Here is a 22,033-nt window from a genome sequence, read left to right as displayed (position 1 = left end):
CGCTCGCAACCTGACCGGGCGTGTGGAAAGCGGTACCATGAAAACACCATCGGACGCCAGGTTCATCTGTGCCTGAGCGTGTAACGTCTCCGTCGCCAGGGGTCCCGCCATGATCGTGTATCACACCGTAGCCGATTCACCGGTGATCGAAATATCCGTCGAAGGCAAAATCACCGACCACGAACTGCGCGAAGCCATCGAGCGCATGCGCGGCGATCTTGAACTGAACGGTAAGACCCGCGTGCTCGAACGTATCGAGCATTTCAGCGGCATCGAACCGAAGGCACTGTGGACCGACCTGACGCTCGGCGTCTCCGTCGCCCGCAAGGTCAAGCGCGCCGCCGTGGTAGCCGACGCGGGCTGGATTCACGCGTCGATGCATTTGGCGCGGTTCTTTACAAAGGCCGAAATCAAGGCGTTTCGCGTCAACGAGCTGGAACAGGCGCGGGCCTGGATCAACGCCTGAACGTCGTCTCCAGCCGGACGCATTGAGCAGAGACGGGTACTGCCGCATCAGGGACATGCAGTGCCACCCACACAAGAAGCACAACAGGAGAAGAGGAGCACATGACGAAGCGAGTGATTGTGACCGGCGGCAGCGGCCTGGCCGGAAAATGGGTCGTCCAGGACCTGGTCGAGCACGGCTACGAAGTGATGAATGTCGATCGCGTGCCGATGGCAACGCGCACCGCACGCACGTTGATTACGGACATCACCGATGCGGGCCAGGTATTCAATGCGCTGGCATCGAGCACGGCCCCGGGCGAATTCGCCAACGACCTCGAACCCAAGCCGATCGACGCGATCGTGCATTTCGCGGCGATCCCTCGCATCATGATCACGCCCGACAACGAGGTGTACCGGATCAACGTGATGGGCACGTACAACATCCTCGACGCAGCGTCGAAGCTTGGCATTCGCAAGGTTATCGTGGCATCGAGCGAAACCACCTACGGCATCGTGTTCGCGCACCGCGACCGCAGTCCGGAATACTTCCCGCTCGACGAGGAATATCCGGTGGACCCGATGGACAGCTACGCGACGTCGAAGGTGATCAACGAAGTGACGGCGAAGGCGTTTCACGCGCGCACCGGCTCCGACATTTACTGCTTCCGTATCGGCAATGTGCTCGAACCCAGCGACTACGCGAAGTTTCCGGAGTGGCTCAAAGATCCGGCACTGCGCAAGAGGATCGCGTGGAGCTATATCGACGGCCGCGATCTCGCGAGCGCGTGCCGGCTCGCCATCGAAAAGGACGGTCTCGGCTTTCAGGTCATGAACGTGGCGGCCGACGACGTATCGTCCGACGTGCCCACCGCGGAACTGCTCCGGCGCTACTACCCGGGCGTGCCGGTCAGAAAGCAACTCGGCGAGTTCGAGACTCTGCTCAGCAATGAGAAGCTCAAGCGCCTTGTTGGGTGGAAACAGCAACACTACTGGCGCGACGAAACGAAGAAGATCGCCTAGTAGGCATGGCGGGCCGGTGCCCGGCCGGCCCAATCATGCCGTGCGAGTCCTGATTGCCTACCTTGCAACGACGCTGAAGGGTGCAATGGCGCCGTTCTCGATCCCGCGCAGATCAGTGCTTGTGCACCTTCTCCAGACTGTCCGCGCGATGCACCGCATGCTGACCGCTTTTCTCGCTTTCGACCTCGTATCGGGGGTCATCCTTCGACGCACTGATAACCTGACCCTCCAGTTCCGTATCCCTGATGATCCTGCGGACGACCGTACCTGTCGTCACGCCTTGCGGGGTATTCCACGTGACGCGATCACCTGTTTTCAGTCGATGGGACATGATTGTGCTCTCCAGTGGTTGAACCCATAGGATCGCAGCATTCGTCGTTCCTGAGCCGGCTCGAGCGTCTCATCCGTTATTCGCCGGGTTGCGGCGTATAGCGCAGATACGGACGCTCCGCACGATAGCCCTTGGGAAATTTCTCTTTGATAACGGCTTCGTCCTGAAACGTGAGCGGAATGATCACCTCGTCGCCGTTCTTCCAGTTGCCAGGGGTGGCCACCTGATGTGCATCGCTTAGCTGCAACGCGTCGATGACCCGCAGAATCTCGTCGAAGTTACGGCCGATGCTGAGCGGATAGGTCAGCGTCAGCCGCAGGGTCTTCTTCGGATCGATGATGAAGACCGCGCGCACCGTGGCCGTTCCCGACTGGTTCGGATGGATCATGCCGTATAGCGCGGCGACCTTTTTGTCCTTGTCGGCGATGATCGGAAAGCCGACCACGGTTTTCTGCGTCTCCTCGATATCTTTCGTCCATGCCTTGTGCGATGCGACGTCATCGACTGAAAGGGCGATCGCCTTGACGTTGCGCTTCTCGAACTCGGGCTGCAATTTCCCCGTCAAACCGAGTTCCGTCGTGCACACGGGTGTGAAGTCCGCGGGATGGGAAAACAGAACGACCCATGCATCGCCGGCCCACTCGTGGAAGCGGATCCGCCCCATTGACGTGTCCTGCTCGAAGTCAGGCGCGGTATCGCCCAGACGAAGACTACTCATGATGTTGACCTCTCAGGTTAGATCGCCCCACGGAGAATTCGTGGAGTCGCGGAATGAATCAGTTCGGCGCGTAGATATAGCGGCGTGACCACGGAAGCTTGCTGGCACGGATGCCCGCCTTGCGCGCGACGATCTGGTAAATGGCCACTTCGTCGTTCTCGAATGCGTGAGCACAGCCCGCGAGATACAGACGCCAGATCCGGAATGTCTTTTCGTCGACCAGTTCGCGCAGCTTCGCTGCGTTCGCCTCATAATTCGCGCTCCACAGCCGCAGGGTTTGCGCATAGTGCTTGCGAAGGTTCTCTACGTCGAACGCTTCGAGACCGCCCTCCTGCATCGACTTCAACGTGAGGCTCAGATGAGGCAACTCGCCATCGGGACACACGTACTTATCGATAAAGACGCCGCCGTACGGCGTTTCGCCGCTTTCCGCATCGGTCGATGTGATGCCGTGATTCATCAACACGCCGTCTTCGGCGAGGAGTCCTTCCACGTGCGCGAAGTATTCGGCAAGGTTTTGGCGCCCCACATGTTCGAACATGCCGACGCTGGTGATCCGATGGAAGCGTCCGGATACATCGCGGTAGTCCTGCAAGCGGATTTCGATGCGATCCGTCAGACCTCGTGCTTTCACGAGTTCAGTTGCCCACTCGAAGTGGTTTTTCGACAGCGTGATGCCGACACACCGCGCGCCGAATTTACGCGCGGCGCGAATCACGAGCGCACCCCATCCGCAACCGATGTCGAGCAATGTCTGACCGGGCTTCAGCTGGATTTTCGCGAGGATGTGGTCGATCTTCTTTTGCCGGGCGGTGGCCAGGTCCTCGTCGCCATTCTCGAAGTACGCACACGAGTAGACCATGCGGCGGTCCAGCCACAGCCGGTAGAAATCGTTCGACACATCGTAGTGGTGGCGGATGGCGCGCAGGTCGGACGCGTTCGAATGAGTCAGATGTCGCGCGAGGCGGTGCAACCGGCCCTGCGCCTCCGGCGAAGCCATCGCGAGCGCATAGCCGATATCGACGATGTCGGTCAGGTCCCCTTCGAGATCGATCTTTCCCTGTACGTAGGCTTCTCCCAGCGTGTCCAGCCGCGGCGACAGCAGCAGTCGCGTGACTGCCGCGCTTTTCGCGTGCAGCGTGACGGCTGGCTGCCTGAATACGCCAAGATCATGCGACTGGCCATTCCAGAGCGAAACGCGTGCTGGCAAATTCCTGTGCTCGCGAAGATCGGCCGCCCACGAGGCCAGCTTTCTTTCCCAAAACATCCAATTCTCCTTCATGCACCGCAAGTAAAGCGACATCGTCGAAGCAGACCGTGCAAAACGCTGGATCAACGGTTGAAATCGCGGCCCGAGGTCACGGCATCGACATAACCCGCGCGAATGACGAAGTCACCGAAGTGCTCATCCTCGACGCGTTCGCTGGCGAAATGGCCGAGCGTCGTGTCGAGCGACTCGAGGATCGTCTGTTCGCCGACGTTCTCGCGATACAGGCGATTGAGTCTTTCCCCGTGAAAGCCGCCACCCAGATAAAGGTTGTACTTGCCGGGCGCGCGTCCCGACAGTCCGATCTCTGCGATATAGGGCCGGGAGCAACCGTTCGGGCAGCCGCTCATGCGCATCGTGATCGGCACATCCGTCAGCCTATGCTTTTCGAGCAAGGCTTCGATCTTCGTCACGAGAGACGGCAGGTAGCGCTCGCTTTCGGCCATCGCCAGACCACATGTCGGCATCGCGACGCAGGCCATCGAGTTCAGGCGCAACGCGCTGTCACGAACGTGCGCGAGCAGGCCGTGTTCTTCGGCGAGCCGCTCGATTTGCTCGCGGTTCGCGTCGGGCACCTGAGCAATCACGATGTTCTGATTAGGCGTCAGGCGAAACGTGCCGACGTGCACGCGCGCGATTGCACGCAAACCGTCGAGCAGCGCATGGTCCGGCCCGTTGCTCAGGCGGCCGTTCTCGATGAACAGCGTCAGGTGATGCGCGCCGTCGTCGCCCGTCTGCCAGCCGAGTGCGTCGCCGTTCGTCGTAAAGGCAAACTGGTGCGCGTCTCCGAGTGCGAAGCCCAGCCGCCGTTCGATCTCGGCTTTGACCCAGTCGAGACCGAGATCGTCGATCGTGTACTTGAAGCGCGCGTGCGCGCGTTCCTTGCGGTCGCCGTAATCGCGCTGAACGCTCATCACGGCTTCGCAGGTGGCAAGCACCTGATCCGGCGCGACGAAGCCGATCACGTCGGCGAGCCGCGGATAGGTCGCCGCCGATTGATCGCTGCGTCCCATTCCGCCGCCGATCGCCACGTTGAATCCCTTCAGTTCGCCGTGCTCGGCAATGGCGACAAAACCGAGGTCCTGTGTGTAGACATCGATGTCGTTGACCGGTGGAACCGCGAAGCCAATCTTGAACTTGCGCGGCATATAGGTCTTGCCGTAGAACGGCTCCTCGGGCTCCGGGCCCTCGATGCGTGTCTCGCCATACCAGGTCTCGTGATAAGCGCGCATGCGTGGAATCGCCTGGTCGCTGGCGCGGCGTGCGAGATCATAGACAGCGGCATGGAGTGACGACAGATGCGGATTGATCGAGCACATCACACCGCGGGCGTCGTCGCCGCAGGCAGAGATCGTATCGAGCTGCACTTCGCGCAGGCCCTGAATGAGAGGTCGCAGGTCGTCTTTGAGCACCCAATGGAATTGGACCGTTTGCCGCGTCGTCAGCCGCAGTGTTTCGCCGCCGTTCTCGCGCGCGAGTTGGTCGAGTTTGAGCCATTGCGCAGGCGTGCAGACGCCGCCTGGCATCCGCACGCGAATCATGAACTGAAACGCCGGTTCCAGCTTTTGCCGCCGGCGCTCATCGCGCAGATCGCGGTCGTCCTGCTGATAAATGCCGTGGAATTTCATCAGCTTCGTGTCGGTATCGGCTACGGCGCCCGTCAACGGATCGGCCAGGCTTGCGCCGATCGTGCCGCGCAACTGGTCGCTCGCGGCCTTCAGACGTTCGTCCGCGCTCAAGCGTTCGACGGGCTGTGACAGGTCGCGGCTGCGATCCGGTTCGGTATGTGGGTTGCTCATCATCTCGCTCAGTAGACGTCGCGCTGGTAGCGCCCGTCGCGTTGAAGCTGTTGAAGGTATGCTTGCGCGCATTCGGTATCGAGCGCGCCCTCGCTGCCGATGATCTCGAGAAGCGTGTGATGGACATCGGGCGCGAGGCGGCTTGCATCGCCGCAGACGTATAGGTGCGCGCCTTCTTCCAGCCACGCGAAGAGGTCGTGGCCCTGCGCCTGCATCCGGTGCTGCACGTAGGTCTTCCCTTCGCCGTTGATGCGCCGGTCGCGCGAGAAGGCAACGTCCATCCGGGTCAGCGCGTTGTCTTTCAGCAGCCGTTGCCACTCTGTCTGGTAGAGAAAGTCGGTGCGGAAATTGCGTTCGCCGAAGAAAAGCCACGACCGTCCGTTGGCCCCGCGTGCTTCGCGTTCCTGCATGAAGGCGCGGAACGGCGCAATGCCGGTGCCGGCGCCGATCATGATGATCGGCACGTCGCCTCCGGGCAGCCGGAAGTTCGAATTCCGGTGTACGTACACAGGCAATTGAGCATCGAGCTCGATGCGCTCGGACAATTGACCCGACGCTACGCCTGCGCGCGGTTCGCCGTGCAGTTCGTAGCGCAGCGCCGAAACGGTCAGGTGCACTTCGTCGGGTGCCGCGGCGAGGCTCGATGCAATCGAATAGAGCCGCGGCTGCAACGGTCTTAGCGCGGCGAGGAAGTGCTGCGCGTCGATACCCTTGACGGGAAACCGCCGTAACACGTCGATGATGTGGTGGCCGCGCATGTAGGCGGTTCGCTCGCCAGCATGCGCGTTGTCGACGAGACGTTCGAGTTCTGCCGCGCCGGAAAGCCGTGCCCAATGCTCGAGAAAGCGCGGCGTGAGTGCAGTGACTTCGAAGCCCGCGCCGAGCGCATCGCCGAGTGTGGTGTCGTTGCCCTTCACATCGACCGCTTGCGAGGCATCGAGATCGAGTTCCTGCAGTACCGCGCGTACCACGGAAGGATCATTCGTCGGCACCACGCCCAATGCGTCGCCCGGTTCGAAGCTGAGCCCCGAGCCTTCGAGCGACAGTTCGATATGCCGGGTTTCCTTCGATGATCCACGCCCCGTCAGCGCGATGTTTTCAATGACGCGGGCGTGAAACGGATGTTGCCTGTCGATGGCCGCCCGCCGTTGCGCCACAGCGCCTGCGGGCGGGCGCGGTTCGGCGCTGAGCGGATGACCGCCTGCGGATAAATTGCTGCCCAGAAGCGCAAGGGTCTGCTCGATCCAGGCGTTCGCAGGTTGTTCGTAATCGACGTCACAATCGACTCTCTGCGCGAGGCGCTCGGCGCCGAGCTCCTCGAAACGGCGGTCGAGCCGCTTGCCCGCCTCGCAATAGTGTTCATACGTCGAGTCGCCCAACGCAAGCACGGCAAAACGCACGCCGTTCAGCTTCGGCGCCTTGCGTCCTTCGACGAACTCGAAGAAGTCGGTGGCCGATTGCGGCGGATCGCCCTCGCCATAAGTGCTCGCGACGACGAGGACATCCTGCTCGTCCTTCAACTGACGAACCTTGTAGCTCGCCATGTCATGCAGCGATGCGACGAGACCGCGTTGCGCCGCCTGCTCGGCGAGCGTGCGGGCGAGCGCCGCGCTGTTGCCGGTTTCGCTGCCGTAGAGCACGGTGAGCCGGCGTGCCGAAGTGCCGCCGAGGCGGGCTTCAGCAGCCGGTGCACTCGCTTCGGCTCGGAGTGTGTTGGCTTGGTCGAACCCCGCGAGATATCCGCTGACCCAGACGAGTTGCCGGGAGTCGAGCGAGGTCGTGAGGGCCTTGATGTGTTCCCACTGGACCTCGGTCAGCCCCGGGTCCCGAAATTCCGCAACAGCCATCTCTCTATCGACTCCAGACGTACGCTGCCCCCGGGTGTCCGCGTGAGCGTGTCGCGCGGACCTCGACAGGTCAGCTTGGTGATGAACCAACAGCCATTTTCCGCCACCGGTTATCCGCACGCAAATGGATTATCATTGCAATTCAATGCAAAAATTTTGATATGAAACGATGGATATCACACTGGCTCGCACCTTTCTCGAAGTCTCGGCAAGTGGCAGCTTCATATCGGCCGCGGAGCGTTTGCACCTGACGCAGACGGCGGTGAGCGCGCGCATCCGCACCCTGGAGGAACAGCTGGGACGCCGCCTGTTCGTGCGCAACAAGGCTGGCGCCCGTCTGACGACGGCAGGGGAACGCTTCGTCCGGCATGCAACGACCCTCGTGCAGGTGTGGGAACAAGCTCGTCAGCATGTGGCGCTCCCGCCCGGACGCGAAGAGGGTGTCAGTCTGGGCGGCGAACTCAGCCTGTGGCATCCGCTGCTCGCCGACTGGCTCATCTGGATGCATCGCGAATGCCCGCAGATCGCACTGCGCGCGGAGGTGGACAGCCCGATGCGCTTGCTCGACCGCGTGCATGAAGGCTCGCTCGACATTGCCGTTCTTTACAACCCTCCGCAACGTCCCGACCTGGTTTCGGAACTGCTCGTCGAAGAAAAGCTGGTGATGGTGACGAGCGCGCCAGATGGCGCGATGGACCCCGCCCAGTATGTCTATGTCGACTGGGGGCCGAGCTTTCAGGCAAACCATCAGGCGGCCTTCCCTGAACTCGGTAGTCCACCTGTGTCCATTTCGCTCGGACCGTTGGCGCTGACTTATCTGCTGTCAGTTGGCGGATCGGGCTACTTTCGCATCGGCACCGCCGAGCCGTTCTTGCGGGACGGCCGTCTGCGCCTCGTCACGGGCGCGCCGGAATTCTCATGGTCGGCCTACGTGGTGTACGCGAGACGCCAGGAAGGCAACGTTATCGACCGGGTCCGGCAGGGGCTGCGGGCCGTCGCCACTGTATTTGACGAACCGCGCGCGGACCACGAGGTGGGCTCACGGCCGACCGTTCGCGGTAGCAGGCGGCGGGCGGATCGGGGCGAATCCGTGTCACAGCGGTGACGACCGAATTGGTCGGACTATCATCGGGCGGAGCCGACCGTTATGAGCAGCGTGACGTCTTGCGGCATGTCCACCGGGTCCGGCCCGGCCACACCCGCCGGCAAATGAAACGTGCCGCCGTAGTGAATCTTGTGTGAGCCGGCAGGTAGCGGCTCCAGTAACAGGAAGTAGCCGTCGCCTACGGCCGTGCCCTGACCGCCGACAGTATTGAAAATCCACGGAGAAGGAGCCGTAAACGTGAACTGGTCGGTTATCGTCCGATACGCGCTGACATTGGCGATTGGGACATCGTCGACAGTCACGAACACGTCCTGGATGTAGTTGGCGAACTGATGCGCAATCGCCCGTTGATCGGCCGCCGTCGTTGCATGGAAGGGATCGGCGTCGAGCGACGAAGCCTCCACTTCGAGCGTCGTCAAAAAGATAGCCGTCCCTGCAGGAATAACGTTTGCAGACTGGTTGCAGATTTGGCCCGGGAGGGGGGGCGCCGACCAATACCAAACATGACCCGATTGCCCCGCCGAAATAGGACGGTTAGTGCAGTCATTAAAAGGATGTGGAAGCGGACCGAGAGGCAACGCTAACGCCCACTGCCAGAACGACGCCTCCCACTGCGCGTAGGTCTTGCCCCCAAAGCGCGCATTGAGCGGCACCACGTGAGGGCTCGCAGCCCCCGCGGGCGGTGCAGCTTTATGCGCCACCGCCGATTCGCCAGCACTATCACTACCGCCTCCACCGCATGCGGTCAATGCCGCCGCAATCGATATCACAAGCGCGGATGCCTGCAATACTCTATTGAGTCGTGGAATGAAGGTCGCGATATCTCTTCCTGCATCTTGATCATTCATGACGCTCTCCAACCGTATTTGTGCTTCTTAACTGGGAACCATCGACTCGGTCGATGGCAACGTTGAAAAGCCACTCGGATTTGCAAACCTGATCAGCCACGAAAGACAACTTCTCTAATCGCAATATCGAGCGAAAGTCTGCGAAGCTATTTGCGGTCGATCATTCGCATAAACCGAAAGGCAATAGAGGTCGCATCGACATTCACCTGAGCGGGCGAATGTGAAAAATGGGCGCACGTTGATCGCGCGGAGCCACGTATTTGCTGTGACGCAAATCATCGGCGACCGGAACCAACATATAGGGAGGACTACCTGGTCACTAAGCCAACGCAATGAGCTGAGTGGTGGCAGATGCGTGCAGAAGTTTTGCACGGAAGTCTGCTCGTGGTGACTTCATGAGTCATGCAACGCCAATAAGATTTGCATTGCATGACGTCGTTATAGCAGGGGTGAAAACTACTACAAGGCGATAAATCAGCCGGGATAAGACTTCGGTTAGACGCCACGAGCCATGCAAGAGGGCACCGGCTCAATTCAGCCGATCGTCATGGACGCCCGAGCGCACTCCGCTGCGCCGCAGGCTCGCGTGTGGCGCGCAGCACCGCTCGTTCTTGTCGACCGCACTCTTTCCACATAAGCCGGAACGGAAAATGTTCGTTCGGCACAGATCAAGCGACCTACACTGCAATTCAACGAAGACAAAAAAGATCGCCAGATCTGGCTGGACCCGAACGATCGTGTTCCGATTTCGCTTTGATCAGGCGGAGTCCGTACATGCTCCCCTTTCTGTGGAGGCGCTCATGAAAAAGGAGAGGAAGACAGCACGGCAAATTCTGTCCGGGAACCCGCGGGAGTTGGTTTCGGTCGGCCCCGACGACACGGTGCTCAGCGCGCTCCAGCTGATGGCCGACAAGGATGTGACGACGGTGCTGGTGCTGCAGGGCAGCAATCTGGTCGGCGTGCTGTCCCAGCGGGACTACGCGCGCAAAGTCGACGTGCTCGGCCGCAACGCGGCCAACACCAGGGTTGGCGACATCATGACCACTCAGGTGTTTTATGTGACGCCCGAACATACCTGCGATCAATGCCTCGCATCGATGCACACGAAGCGGATCCGGCACCTGCCTGTTATCGAATCCGGGCGTGTCATCGGCGTGCTTTCCGACAGTGACGTGCTGGAGGAACTCCTGCAGGAGGACGAGCATTTCATCCGTGTTCTCGAGGACGACATGCTCCATCTGACCATCGATACCGGCGGCGCCTATTAGACAGTCGCGCTCGAATCAGACGAGGTGAAACGTGAGCACGCAATCAACCGCGGGGACGCCTGCACCGGCCATCCTGTCCCGCTCGTCCGGCAAGCTGGCGTCCGCACGCGATGCCGTGCGCCTGATCCGCGCCGGCGATACGGTCGCCACAGGTGGCTTCGTCGGCATCGGCTTCGCCGAAGACATCGCTATTGCCATCGAGGAACTCTGTACGACGCGTGACGAGGATGCGTTAATCACCCTCCCAAAGCCCCGCGACCTGACGCTGGTCTATGCTGCCGGTCAAGGAGACGGCAAGGACCGAGGACTGAACCACCTGGCGACGCCGGGGCTCGTCAAGCGCGTCATCGGTGGACACTGGGGTCTCGTGCCGAAGCTGCAGCGGCTTGCGGTAAATAATCAGATCGAAGCCTATAACCTGCCGCAGGGCGTGATCAGTCACCTGTTTCGCGATATTGCGGCCGGAAAACCCGGCCATCTGTCACGTGTCGGCCTCGGCACCTTCGTCGATCCGCGCTTCGGTGGCGGCAAGCTGAACGAACGCACCACCGAAAACCTGGTCGAGTTGATGCAGATCGGCAACGACGAATATCTGTTCTACAAGTCCTTCCCGATCAACGTCGCGATCGTGCGCGGCACCACCGCCGATCCCGACGGCAATGTGACGATGGAGCGCGAAGCGCTGACCCTGGAGGCGCTGGCGATCGCCATGGCCGCGCACAACTGCCACGGTCTGGTGATCGTCCAGGTGGAGCGCATCGCCGAAAGCGGCTCGCTCAATCCGCGACAGGTCAAGATACCCGGCGTGCTGGTCGATTGCGTCGTGCTGGCGCCGCCTGAGAATCATCAGCAGACTTTTGCCACACCGTACAGCGCGGCGTTCGCCGGCGAGATCCGGGTGCCCACGAGCAGCATGGCGCCGATGTCGATGAGCGAGCGCAAGGTGATCGCGCGGCGCGCGGCAATGGAACTCCAGCCGAACAGCGTGGTGAATCTCGGAATCGGCATGCCCGAGGGCATCGCCAGCGTCGCCAACGAGGAAAGAATTCTCGACCTGCTGACGCTGACCACCGAGCCCGGCGTGATCGGCGGCATTCCGGCGGGAGGCTTGAACTTCGGCGCGGCGACCAATCCGCAGGCGATCATCGATCAGCCCGCACAGTTCGATTTCTATGACGGCGGCGGGCTCGACGTCGCGTTTCTCGGCCTCGCGCAGGCCGATCGGATGGGAAACCTCAACGTGTCGAGATTCGGGCCGCGCCTGGCCGGTGCCGGAGGCTTCATCAACATCAGCCAGAATGCCAGGAAAGTCGTGTTTGTCGGCACGTTCATGGCGGGCCAAAGCCAGATTTCAGTCGTCGACGGCAAGCTGCGCATCCACCGTGACGGCACGGCCAGGAAGTTCATCGACGAAGTCGAGCATCGCACGTTTTCTGGCCCGTATGCGGCGGCGGCGGGGCAACCGGTCCTCTACATCACCGAGCGTTGCGTGTTCGAACTGTGCGCCGAGGGTATGGAACTCATCGAGATCGCACCTGGCGTCGATCTGGAGCGCGATATTCTGGCCAGGATGGACTTCGCACCGATCCTGCGTTCGCCGAAGCAGATGGACGAGCGGATCTTCCTGCCGGAACCGATGGGCCTGCGCTCGAATGTTTTGCGGCTGCCGCTGGAAGCGCGTTTCATCTACGACGACGACAAGAACATCATGTTCCTCAATTTCTCGCGTCTCGAGGTGAAGCGTCCCGACGACATCGCCGCGATCCGAACTCAGGTATGCCGGATCTGCGAACCCCTGGACCACAAGGTTTATGCGGTGGTGAACTACGAGGGTTTCGTGCTGGACCCCGCGCTGGAAGACGCGTATGTCGAAATGGTCGAGGATATGGTGCAGCGCTACTATCTCGGCGTGACTCGCTTTACCACCAGCGCTTTCATGCGCGCCAAACTGGGTGACGCACTGACGCGGCGCGGGCTGTCACCTTATGTCTATGAGACGGAGGCGGAGGCGCAGGCCTTCCTGCGCGAGCAGTCGCCGGACCGCTAGCGAAGCTGAAATCGCCACGCGTGATATCAACGAGCCGGCAGCCGTCACATCGGCTTGTTGTCGCCACCCTGCAAGTGGAGCGGGTCCGGACTCTTCTGGGTTGAGCGCAGCACGCCGGTGTCGTCGAAATAGAAGTTAAACAGCAGGTACCACAGGTTGTCTTCCAGATAGCGATAGCTCCAGACCTCGCGTTTCAACATTGGAAAGTAAGTCGTTTCCTCCGGGCGGCCGAAGTTGATCAGAACGTCATTCTTCGTCCACTGGTCAGGCTCCGCGCGGTAAAACTCGTTCGGCTGCAGCACTTGCCGGACGCGGATCACCTTGCCGGTCGGGTCGATGTCCGCGGCGACGGTGACTTCCCCCATGGGCTGCGTCGGCCACATTAGCCGCCTGGAACCGTCGGGCAGGTTATAGACCTCGCGCGGCTGCCCCATTCTGGCGACCACGGCCGATTCGGGTTCGCCCGCATGGAACGCGTCCCACGGCTGCGCGCAGGCCCCGAGCGCGAATACCGCCGCGCAAAGCAGCGCGACGCGTCTGTGACAGGCACGACCGAATGCCGATCGGGATGAGTTCGATCGCCGGAATGTCATGTGCGACCCTACCCGCCAAGCTCCGGAATCAGTGCCTGTGATGTAGCCAGCCCATGTGATGGGCGTCGAGCCACTGGGTCATAGTCTCTTGCGGATGCGCGTGCCTGTATCGCCGCGCGAACACGAACGCGATGACCAGCAGGGCCGCCAACGCCACTACCAGGCCCATCATTGACTGAGTCATGGCAGCCTCCTTTCAGGTTGCGACCATGGCTATATGGTAGGCGATGCGCTCGATGTCAGGGCCCTGCCAGCCAGCGCAATTGCGGCCCCGGATAGCCCGCGACCCACGTGCCGTTCGCGCTGAAATCCCAGGTCGGACCGAAGCTCGCCGGCTCGAGCAACTGTTGATCGGTGAGTCCGCTCGAGTCGGCCACCGCCGTGCCCGCGCCGACGCCCGCCGCCGCCCCTGACGATTCGCGGTTCCAGAACACGTTCGCGGCGATGCGGCCGCTGTTCGTGCCCGCGATACCGCCTGTCGTCGCGGTCGCGCCCGGCGTGAGCCTCGACGCGGCATACGACTCGCGGATGGAGCCCGTATTGCTGCCGACAAGCCCTCCGACAGTCGCGCCGCCGCTCAGGAATTCGTCTGCATACGATTGGGCGATCGCGCCATGGTTGGTGCCGACGAGTCCGCCGACTGTGCTTTGCGCACCGGCTGTTGCCCGGCCGATCGCGAAAGACTGACCGATGCGGCCATCGTTAAGTCCGACGAGCCCACCGACCTGATCCGCGCCGGTGATGGCCACGCCCGCCCACGAGCGCTCGATACGTCCAAAGTTCTCGCCAACCAGGCCGCCGGCCACCGTACTCGTGTTGCCCGTCGCATCGATGGTGCCCGTCGCGCCGACGTTTACCATGTGCCCGTAGTTGACGCCGGCCAGCAAGCCGACCGTTCCTCCCGATGAGGTCGCGGCGCCGTCCGCCAGCGTGAAATTGCGCACGACGCCGCTCTTGCCGATCACGCCGAAGAGTCCGGTATCGGCCGCGGTCGACAGATGCAGGTCCGCGGGCAGATGCCCCATGCCGTCGAACTGCCCGGTGAACGGATTCGCGGCGGTGCCGATGCCGCCGAAGTCCGGCGCACCCGCGAATTCCAGCCCCCTGCTGCCGAGCGCATAGTTGCCGGACAGGTTGTTATTCACCGCGCTCAGATCCGCCATCGAGTTGACGAGCTGATAGGCCGTGAACTGCGTGACGAGCCCGCTGAACGGCGCAGGGCGCCACGATGCGTTGGTGTTCACCGTGCCGGGCGTGTAGCTGCCGTTCATGTCGTACAGCCCACTGACGATGCCCATGCTGCGCGACCAGTCGATCGTGCCCAGATTGGTCAGGCTGCCGCCGTTGTCGAAACCATCGGTATCGGCGGACAGCGTGAGCGAACCTTTGCCCGCATTGGCGATGGTCGTCTGCGGTGCGATCGTCAGCGAGTGCGCCGCATCGAGCGTCAGCGAGGAGGCTCCGTGCCAGCGCACGCTGGCGTCGATCGCGATGTCTCCTTCACCGGTGGCACCGAGCTTGCCGTCCCCGCCGTTCGCGATCACGGAGATCGACGCGCCGTTGCTCAGGCTTGCGCCGAGCGTGTGGGCAGTGGGGCCGTCCGCGATGAAGTCTCCAGTGGTGATGTTCCATGCTTTCGCCCGCACATCCGCGCCGCCGACCTTGACGTCTTTGCCTGACATGTCGACCGTGCCGCCGCTGCCGTCCGCATTGCGCGCGCTGATTCGCGCGCCGCGCGCATCGACGTTGCCGGAGTTGACGAGGACCCCGTTGACGGTCGTGTTGGCGACGAGCCATACGTGGCCGTCGCGGGTCGCAGTGCCGGTGGCGCGCAGCGCGCCCGAACGACCCGCGAGCGCGAAGATGTTGCCGTCGGCCGCCTGCACGTTGACGATCGCCGCCCGCACCTTGCCCGAGTTCGTCACCGTGCCGCCGCTTCCCACGTCCACGAAGACTTGTTGGTAGTTGCCGTCGTATAGATGCACCTGACGGCCCGTGGCGAATTCGGCATTGCCGTTCGGCGCGTCGATCGTCCCTGCGTTCGTGACCTTGTTGGCCGATATCAGGAACACGTCCCCACCCGACGAACTGATCTTGCCGAGATTGACGACATCCGCCGTGGAACTGCCTGTGTAAGCCGACCCGCCGATCACGGGCGGGTTGAGAAAGACATCGTTGGGGACGTCGAGGGTCGAGGCGACGAAGCGCCCGCCCGTCGACACCACGCCGCCAGGCCCGATGAGCACGCCATGCGGATTGATCAGGTAGATGGTGCCGGTGCCCTTCAGCGTGCCGTAGATCGCGGACACATCGTTACCCGTCACGCGATTGAGTGTCGCGCCCGTGCCGTTGTCGATCGATACCGTGCGGCGCGATCCGATCGAAAAACTGTTCCATTCGATGATGCCGCGCGAGCCCGCCTGCGTGATGCTGATGCCGGCATCGTTCTGAGCGATGTTTCCCGAGCCGGCGACGAAATGGCCGCCCTGAGGCAGAGTGCCCGCCGCGCACGCGACGTGCGTCGCGAGAAGTCCGGTCAGCGAAACGACGATGGCGAATGAAATACGCCCGCTTGAATGACGACGTGGCGATGCACGTCGCCGCAGCAGAGGTGGTCTTTGAGTTTTCATGCATCCCCCTTCCAGGCTTGCGCGAAACGGCTGCGCTCCGTATGAAGACTAGCAGTTCGCCTCGTCGCGACTTGCGGCAATCTCAACGATTTGCGCCGTACTGTCGGGCTTTCATACCACTCTCGCCGCAAGATGGCCGCCTGGTTCGAATGTCGTGGCTAATTTGGTCGATATTTCGGCCCGAAATGTTGTTGTGCGACCGGGACGCGACGCTGGTTATTTACCATCGCCTTCCACGTTGATGACAATTTCAATGCAAGTTTGAAATACCGTTATTACGACAGGTTATTAAGCGTCGAACCTTCAACCGCCGTCGATTTCCGCAAAGGCCCATGCGGTGGGCATTGCGGGGTCGCGGCACCGTCCGCGCCCGGACTCGCGATCGCGCAGTGCGGCCCCCGACAGGCAGCGGCCGCGACCGGACATTTCGGTATACTCCCGCGTTTTCCCGAAACGATTATTCGCGGCCCTCCCGCGCAGCGACCGCCGTTCGACCGGCGCGCCGCCCTCGCGCGACAAGCGCGTCCGCCCCATTCATCATGTCCGATCTCTCCACGCCATTCGGCGCGCCTCGCCGTGCCGTCAACATCAATCCGAAGCCGCTCGCCGTCGCGCTCGCGCTGGTCGTGCTCGGCGCGATTTATCTCGCGCAGACCGTCAGCGTGAAGCAGGCCGCGCTGTACGTCCTCGGCGCGCTGCTCGGCATCACGCTCTATCACGCCGCGTTCGGCTTCACGTCCGCATGGCGCGTGTTCATCGCCGACGGCCGCGGCGCCGGTCTGCGCGCACAGATGCTGATGCTCGCGGTCGGCGTGCTGCTGTTCTTCCCGGCGCTTTCCGCCGGCACGCTGTTCGGTCATCCGGTGGTGGGCGAAGTGTCGCCCGTCGGCACCTCGGTGGTGGTCGGCGCGTTCATGTTCGGCATCGGCATGCAGCTCGGCGGCGGCTGCGCGTCCGGCACGCTGTACACGGTCGGCGGCGGCAGCACGCGGATGGTGGTCACGCTGATCGCGTTCATCATCGGCTCGGTGATCGGCACTGCGCATATGCCGTTCTGGTCCGCGATGCCGCATCTGCCGCCGATCTCGCTGGTGCAGACGCTCGGCGTGGTCCCGGGGATCGCGCTGAACCTCGTGGTGTTCGCGGCGATCGCCGCGCTGACCGTGCTGATCGAGAAGCGCCGTCACGGCCGCCTCGTCAGCGAAGTGGAGCGCGCACCGAACGCATCGCCGTGGCTGCATGGCCCGTGGCCGCTGCTCGCCGGCGGCGTCGTGCTCGCGATCCTCAACTTCGTGACGCTCGCGCTGTCGGGTCGTCCGTGGGGCATCACGTCGGCGTTCGCGCTGTGGGGCGCCAAGGCGTTTTCCGCATTGGGCGTCGACGTCGCGAGCTGGCCGGTGTGGAGCACCGGTCCGAACGCGGCCGCCCTCGCCGCGCCGATCAGCCACGACATGAAGTCGGTGATGGACATCGGCATCGTGATCGGCGCGATGCTCGCCGCTTCGCTGGCCGGCCGCTATGCGCCGGTGTGGCGTCTGCCGCTGCGCTCGCTGATCGCGGCGATCGTCGGCGGTCTGATTCTCGGCTACGGCGCGCGTCTCGCGTACGGCTGCAATATCGGCGCGTACTTCAGCGGCATCGTGTCGGGCAGCCTGCACGGCTGGCTGTGGCTCGTCGCGGCATTTTTCGGCAACGTGGTCGGCACGAAGCTGCGTCCGCTGTTCGGCCTGCCGGTCGAACGGGTCAAGCAGACGGGCTGCTGATCGGGCGGCTTCGGCCGCATATCGGGCGAGGGCTGCGCTTGCGCCCCGCCCGCGCAGTTCCAAAGTCGTCTGAACCAAGTCGAGTCTTCTACCTGGCGCCCGTCTGAAGCCGTTGCGCGATCTGGTCGGCTATCTGCGCCGCGCTGTTCCTGACCGCCGTCTTTTCATCGCGGCCGGACAGAACCACCTTCGCCGCGATCACGTACGGATTGAGCTTGATCACCGCGCCCGGCATATCCCTGCTCTTCCCCTCTTCAACACTTTCATAAAGCGGCGGCAACTCCGGCGCAGCCAGGTTATCGCAGGAAACCGCGACCTGAAACTGGCTTTGGCCCGCCCCCATGCCCACCATCGCGCGACGCAGCCGGTTACCCTCATCGACGCTGAGAAAAACGCCGCGCACCTGCCAGCCGTCGTGCGGCAGCGGCTCACCCGGCGCGACGCGGCGCGCGTCGACTCCGGCCTTCTTCAGATCGTCCGTCAGGGATTGCGCCATCAGCGCAACGATCTCGCGCGCCCGCGCCTGCGGGTCCTGCTGCTGGCGCAACGGACCCGCCGGCACCAGATTGCCCACGATGCCTCGCGCGCGGTGACCCGGCCCGCTGTCAGGGGCGATATTCGCGGCATCGAGATCGAAATCGGCGACATAGACGACCGCCGGCGCGACAGACGCCGCAAGCGCCGCCGATGCATCCGCCGCCAGACATCCTTCCGCACTGGCACACACATACGTCGCCAGACAGACCATTCGCAGCCATCGAAACATCATTGCGCACCTCCGCGCTGATCGCCTGGTACTGGCCGCATGGCAACGACGAATTACGGCACTCACATCCAGGCTCTTTACCCATCTTAGGACTTTCGATCGTCTGCATCGCGATCCGAAAATCCTATACTGGGTCGATGCGGTTGGTGGCTACGCGCGTTGTCCGCGTATGCCTTGGCGCGAGTCCGACAAACGGAAAACAAAGCCATGCTGACGATCGACGACATTCGCGCCGTGCCGCTGTTCTCGACCCTCCCCGACAGCGAACTGGAAAACCTCGCGCACGCGGCCGCCGACCTGCATCTGTGCGCGGGCGAGTTCGCGGTTCATGAAGGCGGCGAGCGCGCGTTATATGCGGTGCTGTCGGGCAAGATGGAAGTCATCAAGACGTTCGACGGTATCGAGCGGACCTTGGGCTGGCGTCTGCCCGGCACGATCTTCGGCGAAGTGCCGCTTGCGCTGAGTTCGCCGTTTCCGGGCGCCTATCGAGCCGCCGAGCCTTCGCGCGTGATGCGCGTCGACGCGCCGCAATACTATGCGCTCGCGGCGGCGTCGCCGGAGGTGGCGTTCAAGATGGGCGCGCTCGCGCGCGAACGCATCGGCGGGCTGCAAAGCCTTTCCGCCGAGCCGCCGAAAGCGCGTGTGACGATCGTCGGCAACCGCTGGGACGATGCGTGCACGCTGCTGCGCCAGTTTCTCGCGCGCAATCAGATCAGCGCCGACTGGCTTTCGCCGGATGCGCCCGAACTGGCCGCGCGTTGGCCCGGCACCTGTCCAACGGAAAGCGAGTGCCCCGCGTTGCGCCTCGCCGACGGCACGGTGCTGAGCCGGCCCGCGACCCGCGAACTGGCGGGACTGCTCGGCCTTCAGACGCAGCCGCGTCTGGACGGATACGACACGGCGATCATCGGCGGCGGCCCCGCGGGGCTGGCTGCCGCGGTGTACGGCGCGTCCGAAGGTCTGCGCACACTGGTGCTGGAGCGCGAGGCGCCGGGCGGACAGGCGGGCACGTCCTCGCGCATCGAGAACTATCTCGGCTTTCCCAATGGCGTTTCCGGCGACGAACTCGCGAGCCGCGCGCTGCAACAGGCACGGCGGCTCGGCGCGGAAATCCTCGTGACGCGCTCGGTCGAGCGCATCGATGTAAAGACGCGGCGGATTCATCTCGATGGCGGCGACGCCGTGCACGCGCGGACCATCATTCTCGCGACGGGCGTCACGTGGCGGCGGCTTGCGATCGACGGCTTCGACCGCTTCATCGGCAAGGGGATCTACTACGGCGCGGCGCGCAGCGAGGCGGGCGCGACCCACGGGCTCGACGTCCATCTGATCGGCGGCGGCAATTCGGCCGGCCAGGCGGCGTTGTTCTTCGCCAATCATGCGCGCAGCGTGACGCTCGTCGTGCGCGGCGATTCGCTCGAAAAGGGCATGTCGCGCTATCTGGTCGAACAGCTTGCGGGCAAAACGAATGTCGCGGTGCGCTTGCGCTCGGAGGTCGTCGGCGCGCATGGCGATACGCATCTGACGGCCATCGACATTCGCGATTCGACGACGGACGCAGTAAGCCGGCACGATTGCGGCGGCCTGTTCGTCTTCATCGGAGCGGATGCGCAGACGGAGTGGCTACCGTCCGAAATCGCGCGCGACGCACGCGGCTATGTTTTGACCGGCGACGACGTCGTCAAGGCCGCACGCTGGCCGCATCATCACCGCGATCCTTATCTGCTCGAATCGAGTGTGCCTGGCGTGTTTGCGTGCGGGGATGTGAGGCTGAGCCCCGTGAAGCGCGTCGCTTCGGCCGTCGGCGAAGGCAGCATGGCGATTGCTTTCGCGCACAGGTACTTGCAGTCGGACGGTGCGTGAGTTCGTTGACGGTCGCTATGTATTCGCAGGCAGCGCGGCGCGTTCCAATACCGTCATCGGGCCGAGCCTTTCGATCACGTCCAGTTGAGCCGCGTCACGCACGAACAGCGAACCCGCAAACCCGAGCGCGTTGATCGACACGCCTTCGACACGCTCTTGCGATCTCGGCACGAGCAGCATCCAGCGCCGCGTGACCAGCAGGTTGTAGGGTGCCGCATGACACCACACGCGATCAATTTCGAGCGCGCCGACACCCGCCGCTTCGAGCAGCGTGCGATAGCGGGACAGCGCCAGCTTCGGCGCATCCGCGCGCGTCAGATCATCCGCGTCGAAGCGCGCGAACGCATGCCAGAACGGCAGCTCCGGCAAGCGGTCCTGCGCACCCAGCAAGGGCTCGATAGGCACCGGCGGACCGGTGTCCCCGAGCGGCAGCGGCACGATCTGCAGATGCTTGTGGGGCTGGCTCGCGCCCGACTCCGTGCCGGCGTTGTAAAAGCCGATGCCATCGAATTCGGCCATGCACGCGAGCAGCGCTTCGAAATCGGCAAGATCGAGCAGCGCTTCCTGCGGTTCGAATGCGCGCGTGACGATCAGCAGGTGATGATCGATCACGTTGAATTTGTTGAGCAACGCGAGATGCGTATCCGAGATATCGGCGACGAACAGATCCGGGTCGGGCGGAAGAAACGGGTTCGCTTCGGGGCGCCTTGCGGTCTGCAGTTTGTGCGCTTGCTCGCGCTGTTGTTCCTTGTGCGTCAGGCTCGACACCTGACGCACGAGAAAACGGATGCCGCCACTGTCGATCATGCACTGTTGGGTGCCGATCGGCCGCAGCGCGCCGCAACCGAGCGCATGGTCGGTCTGTCGCAGAATGGCGGGCCACAGCGTGCCCGGAATCAGGCGTCGTTGTCGTTCCATAGCATGTCGGCAGGTATGGCGGTGCGTGTGAAGCAAGTGAAAGCGCAGCCGCTACAGCTTGTAGCCTATCGTGCGCAAAAGATCCTTGCGCCATTGAACGTCTTCCGCGCTTTCGGTGCCGACGGGCGGAAAGCCATCGATCACGCCGACGATCCCGCGCCCCTGATCCGTTTCAGCGATCAGCACTTCGACGGGATTCGCCGTTGCGCAGAAGATGCGGCAGACCTCGGGCACGGCCTTGATCGTGTTCAGCACGTTGACGGGGAAAAAGCCGTCGCCCAGAAACACGAAGAAGCTATGGCCCGCGCCGACGTTGGTCGCGTTCTGGCATGCCATCTCGACGAGGCTGTCGTCGGTGCCGGAGCGCCGCACGAGGCGCTTGCCGGAGGCCTCGCAAAACGCGAGGCCGAACTTGATGCCGGGCACCGTGCCGACCATCGCTTCGTGAATATCCTCGACGGATTTGATGAAGTGGCTTTGCCCGAGGATGAAGTTGGTCGCTTCGGGCTTGACGACCTTGACGGCGGACAATTGCATGGTGGACCTCGCTGCATTGCGGCAATACGCCGATGAAAACACGTCGAACGCCGGCCAACCCGACTGCGGATGGTTCGCGCGTCAGCCTGTCTTCGTCGATCCGGCTTCTAGCCTAGTACGAAATCCGGGCGTCTGGCGAACGACGTTGCGGGTCTACCCGGAAACGACGTTCGCGTCTATAACCAAGTTATCGCGGCATCGTGCTACGGAGGGCTCCGTCATAGCGTTTCGACCCGCTTTACACCCCATCGCGCCGCAACAGCCCG

At 63.0% G+C, this 22,033-nt stretch carries 19 protein-coding genes; 7 read left to right on the top strand and 12 right to left on the bottom strand.

Annotated elements, in window-relative coordinates; translation table 11 throughout:
- Positions 1-109 precede the first annotated feature (109 nt).
- Both AB3X89_RS00585 and AB3X89_RS00580 read left to right on the top strand, forming a co-directional pair.
- Positions 110-466 (top strand): STAS/SEC14 domain-containing protein, encoded by a 357-nt coding sequence (locus tag AB3X89_RS00585; RefSeq protein ID WP_368581318.1) that lies wholly within the window; start codon positions 110-112, stop codon positions 464-466.
- A gap of 101 nt (positions 467-567) precedes the next feature.
- Positions 568-1,467, top strand: coding sequence for an NAD-dependent epimerase/dehydratase family protein (locus AB3X89_RS00580; protein WP_368581317.1), 900 nt, complete (start codon positions 568-570; stop codon positions 1,465-1,467).
- Between the two features lie 112 nt (positions 1,468-1,579).
- On the opposite strand, the gene AB3X89_RS00575 is transcribed toward AB3X89_RS00580, so the two are convergent.
- The 5 genes from AB3X89_RS00575 to AB3X89_RS00555 form a co-directional block, all read right to left on the bottom strand.
- Entirely contained in the window at positions 1,580-1,798 is a 219-nt protein-coding gene (locus AB3X89_RS00575) for a DUF2945 domain-containing protein (RefSeq protein ID WP_368581316.1), read from the bottom strand.
- 76 nt (positions 1,799-1,874) lie between these two features.
- Positions 1,875-2,516, bottom strand: coding sequence for a peroxiredoxin (locus AB3X89_RS00570; protein ID WP_368581315.1), 642 nt, complete (start codon positions 2,514-2,516; stop codon positions 1,875-1,877).
- A gap of 58 nt (positions 2,517-2,574) precedes the next feature.
- Entirely contained in the window at positions 2,575-3,783 is a 1,209-nt protein-coding gene (locus AB3X89_RS00565; protein ID WP_368581314.1) for a class I SAM-dependent methyltransferase, read from the bottom strand.
- A gap of 65 nt (positions 3,784-3,848) precedes the next feature.
- Entirely contained in the window at positions 3,849-5,582 is a 1,734-nt protein-coding gene (locus tag AB3X89_RS00560; RefSeq protein WP_368581313.1) for an NADPH-dependent assimilatory sulfite reductase hemoprotein subunit, read from the bottom strand.
- Between the two features lie 8 nt (positions 5,583-5,590).
- Positions 5,591-7,429: an assimilatory sulfite reductase (NADPH) flavoprotein subunit gene (locus AB3X89_RS00555; RefSeq protein WP_368581312.1), complete on the bottom strand. Its 1,839-nt coding sequence runs from the start codon at positions 7,427-7,429 to the stop codon at positions 5,591-5,593.
- Between the two features lie 169 nt (positions 7,430-7,598).
- On the opposite strand from AB3X89_RS00555, the gene AB3X89_RS00550 reads away from it, so the two are divergent.
- The gene (locus tag AB3X89_RS00550) at positions 7,599-8,534 is read left to right on the top strand and encodes a LysR family transcriptional regulator (RefSeq protein WP_368581311.1); all 936 of its coding nucleotides are present in this window, start codon (positions 7,599-7,601) and stop codon (positions 8,532-8,534) included.
- 20 nt (positions 8,535-8,554) lie between these two features.
- Here AB3X89_RS00550 and AB3X89_RS00545 read toward each other — a convergent pair whose 3' ends face one another.
- Positions 8,555-9,382 (bottom strand): hypothetical protein, encoded by an 828-nt coding sequence (locus AB3X89_RS00545; RefSeq protein WP_368581310.1) that lies wholly within the window; start codon positions 9,380-9,382, stop codon positions 8,555-8,557.
- Positions 9,383-10,182: 800 nt separating this feature from the next.
- Between AB3X89_RS00545 and AB3X89_RS00540 the strand changes: the two genes are divergently transcribed.
- Together AB3X89_RS00540 and AB3X89_RS00535 are read left to right on the top strand one after the other, a co-directional pair.
- Entirely contained in the window at positions 10,183-10,650 is a 468-nt protein-coding gene (locus AB3X89_RS00540) for a CBS domain-containing protein (RefSeq protein ID WP_368581309.1), read from the top strand.
- 31 nt (positions 10,651-10,681) lie between these two features.
- Entirely contained in the window at positions 10,682-12,697 is a 2,016-nt protein-coding gene (locus AB3X89_RS00535) for an acyl CoA:acetate/3-ketoacid CoA transferase (protein ID WP_368581308.1), read from the top strand.
- Positions 12,698-12,741: 44 nt separating this feature from the next.
- Here AB3X89_RS00535 and AB3X89_RS00530 read toward each other — a convergent pair whose 3' ends face one another.
- Genes AB3X89_RS00530 through AB3X89_RS00520 form a run of 3 tightly spaced genes read right to left on the bottom strand, consistent with a single transcriptional unit; the run spans position 12,742 to position 15,920 of the window.
- Positions 12,742-13,290 carry a hypothetical protein gene (locus AB3X89_RS00530; RefSeq protein ID WP_368581307.1) on the bottom strand — a complete coding sequence of 183 codons (549 nt, stop codon included), beginning with the start codon at positions 13,288-13,290 and terminating at the stop codon, positions 12,742-12,744.
- Positions 13,291-13,318: 28 nt separating this feature from the next.
- Entirely contained in the window at positions 13,319-13,474 is a 156-nt protein-coding gene (locus AB3X89_RS00525) for a hypothetical protein (RefSeq protein WP_368581306.1), read from the bottom strand.
- A gap of 55 nt (positions 13,475-13,529) precedes the next feature.
- On the bottom strand, positions 13,530-15,920 hold the full coding sequence (locus tag AB3X89_RS00520) for a filamentous hemagglutinin N-terminal domain-containing protein (RefSeq protein ID WP_368581305.1): 2,391 nt from the start codon (positions 15,918-15,920) through the stop codon (positions 13,530-13,532).
- 539 nt (positions 15,921-16,459) lie between these two features.
- Here AB3X89_RS00520 and AB3X89_RS00515 point away from each other — a divergent pair.
- On the top strand, positions 16,460-17,683 hold the full coding sequence (locus tag AB3X89_RS00515; protein WP_368581304.1) for a YeeE/YedE family protein: 1,224 nt from the start codon (positions 16,460-16,462) through the stop codon (positions 17,681-17,683).
- An 88-nt stretch (positions 17,684-17,771) separates the two neighbouring features.
- Here the strand turns inward: AB3X89_RS00515 and AB3X89_RS00510 are convergent, their stop codons facing one another.
- Entirely contained in the window at positions 17,772-18,452 is a 681-nt protein-coding gene (locus AB3X89_RS00510; RefSeq protein ID WP_368581303.1) for a DUF4410 domain-containing protein, read from the bottom strand.
- A gap of 204 nt (positions 18,453-18,656) precedes the next feature.
- Here AB3X89_RS00510 and AB3X89_RS00505 point away from each other — a divergent pair, with 204 nt between their 5' ends.
- On the top strand, positions 18,657-20,312 hold the full coding sequence (locus tag AB3X89_RS00505; RefSeq protein WP_368581302.1) for an FAD-dependent oxidoreductase: 1,656 nt from the start codon (positions 18,657-18,659) through the stop codon (positions 20,310-20,312).
- Between the two features lie 15 nt (positions 20,313-20,327).
- Here the strand turns inward: AB3X89_RS00505 and AB3X89_RS00500 are convergent, their stop codons facing one another.
- Positions 20,328-21,230, bottom strand: a complete 903-nt coding sequence (locus AB3X89_RS00500; RefSeq protein ID WP_368581301.1) for a DUF4922 domain-containing protein — start codon at positions 21,228-21,230, stop codon at positions 20,328-20,330.
- A gap of 51 nt (positions 21,231-21,281) precedes the next feature.
- Positions 21,282-21,767 carry an adenosine-specific kinase gene (locus tag AB3X89_RS00495; RefSeq protein ID WP_368581300.1) on the bottom strand — a complete coding sequence of 162 codons (486 nt, stop codon included), beginning with the start codon at positions 21,765-21,767 and terminating at the stop codon, positions 21,282-21,284.
- Positions 21,768-22,033: the final 266 nt, after the last annotated feature.

The sequence above is a fragment of the Paraburkholderia sp. BR14320 genome (genome assembly GCF_040948665.1).
Taxonomy (GTDB): domain Bacteria; phylum Pseudomonadota; class Gammaproteobacteria; order Burkholderiales; family Burkholderiaceae; genus Paraburkholderia; species Paraburkholderia youngii.
This window is presented reverse-complemented; position numbering and strand designations above follow the sequence as displayed.

Bases quoted from the DNA above. Each gene is read 5' to 3' on its own strand.
- AB3X89_RS00585 (WP_368581318.1), top strand. From the start codon at position 110: ATGATCGTGTATCACACCGTAGCCGATTCACCGGTGATCGAAATATCC.
- AB3X89_RS00580 (WP_368581317.1), top strand. From the start codon at position 568: ATGACGAAGCGAGTGATTGTGACCGGCGGCAGCGGCCTGGCCGGAAAA.
- AB3X89_RS00575 (WP_368581316.1), bottom strand. From the start codon at position 1,798: ATGTCCCATCGACTGAAAACAGGTGATCGCGTCACGTGGAATACCCCG.
- AB3X89_RS00570 (WP_368581315.1), bottom strand. From the start codon at position 2,516: ATGAGTAGTCTTCGTCTGGGCGATACCGCGCCTGACTTCGAGCAGGAC.
- AB3X89_RS00565 (WP_368581314.1), bottom strand. From the start codon at position 3,783: ATGTTTTGGGAAAGAAAGCTGGCCTCGTGGGCGGCCGATCTTCGCGAG.
- AB3X89_RS00560 (WP_368581313.1), bottom strand. From the start codon at position 5,582: ATGAGCAACCCACATACCGAACCGGATCGCAGCCGCGACCTGTCACAG.
- AB3X89_RS00555 (WP_368581312.1), bottom strand. From the start codon at position 7,429: ATGGCTGTTGCGGAATTTCGGGACCCGGGGCTGACCGAGGTCCAGTGG.
- AB3X89_RS00550 (WP_368581311.1), top strand. From the start codon at position 7,599: ATGGATATCACACTGGCTCGCACCTTTCTCGAAGTCTCGGCAAGTGGC.
- AB3X89_RS00545 (WP_368581310.1), bottom strand. From the start codon at position 9,382: ATGAATGATCAAGATGCAGGAAGAGATATCGCGACCTTCATTCCACGA.
- AB3X89_RS00540 (WP_368581309.1), top strand. From the start codon at position 10,183: ATGAAAAAGGAGAGGAAGACAGCACGGCAAATTCTGTCCGGGAACCCG.
- AB3X89_RS00530 (WP_368581307.1), bottom strand. From the start codon at position 13,290: ATGACATTCCGGCGATCGAACTCATCCCGATCGGCATTCGGTCGTGCC.
- AB3X89_RS00525 (WP_368581306.1), bottom strand. From the start codon at position 13,474: ATGACTCAGTCAATGATGGGCCTGGTAGTGGCGTTGGCGGCCCTGCTG.
- AB3X89_RS00520 (WP_368581305.1), bottom strand. From the start codon at position 15,920: ATGAAAACTCAAAGACCACCTCTGCTGCGGCGACGTGCATCGCCACGT.
- AB3X89_RS00515 (WP_368581304.1), top strand. From the start codon at position 16,460: ATGTCCGATCTCTCCACGCCATTCGGCGCGCCTCGCCGTGCCGTCAAC.
- AB3X89_RS00510 (WP_368581303.1), bottom strand. From the start codon at position 18,452: ATGATGTTTCGATGGCTGCGAATGGTCTGTCTGGCGACGTATGTGTGT.
- AB3X89_RS00505 (WP_368581302.1), top strand. From the start codon at position 18,657: ATGCTGACGATCGACGACATTCGCGCCGTGCCGCTGTTCTCGACCCTC.
- AB3X89_RS00500 (WP_368581301.1), bottom strand. From the start codon at position 21,230: ATGGAACGACAACGACGCCTGATTCCGGGCACGCTGTGGCCCGCCATT.
- AB3X89_RS00495 (WP_368581300.1), bottom strand. From the start codon at position 21,767: ATGCAATTGTCCGCCGTCAAGGTCGTCAAGCCCGAAGCGACCAACTTC.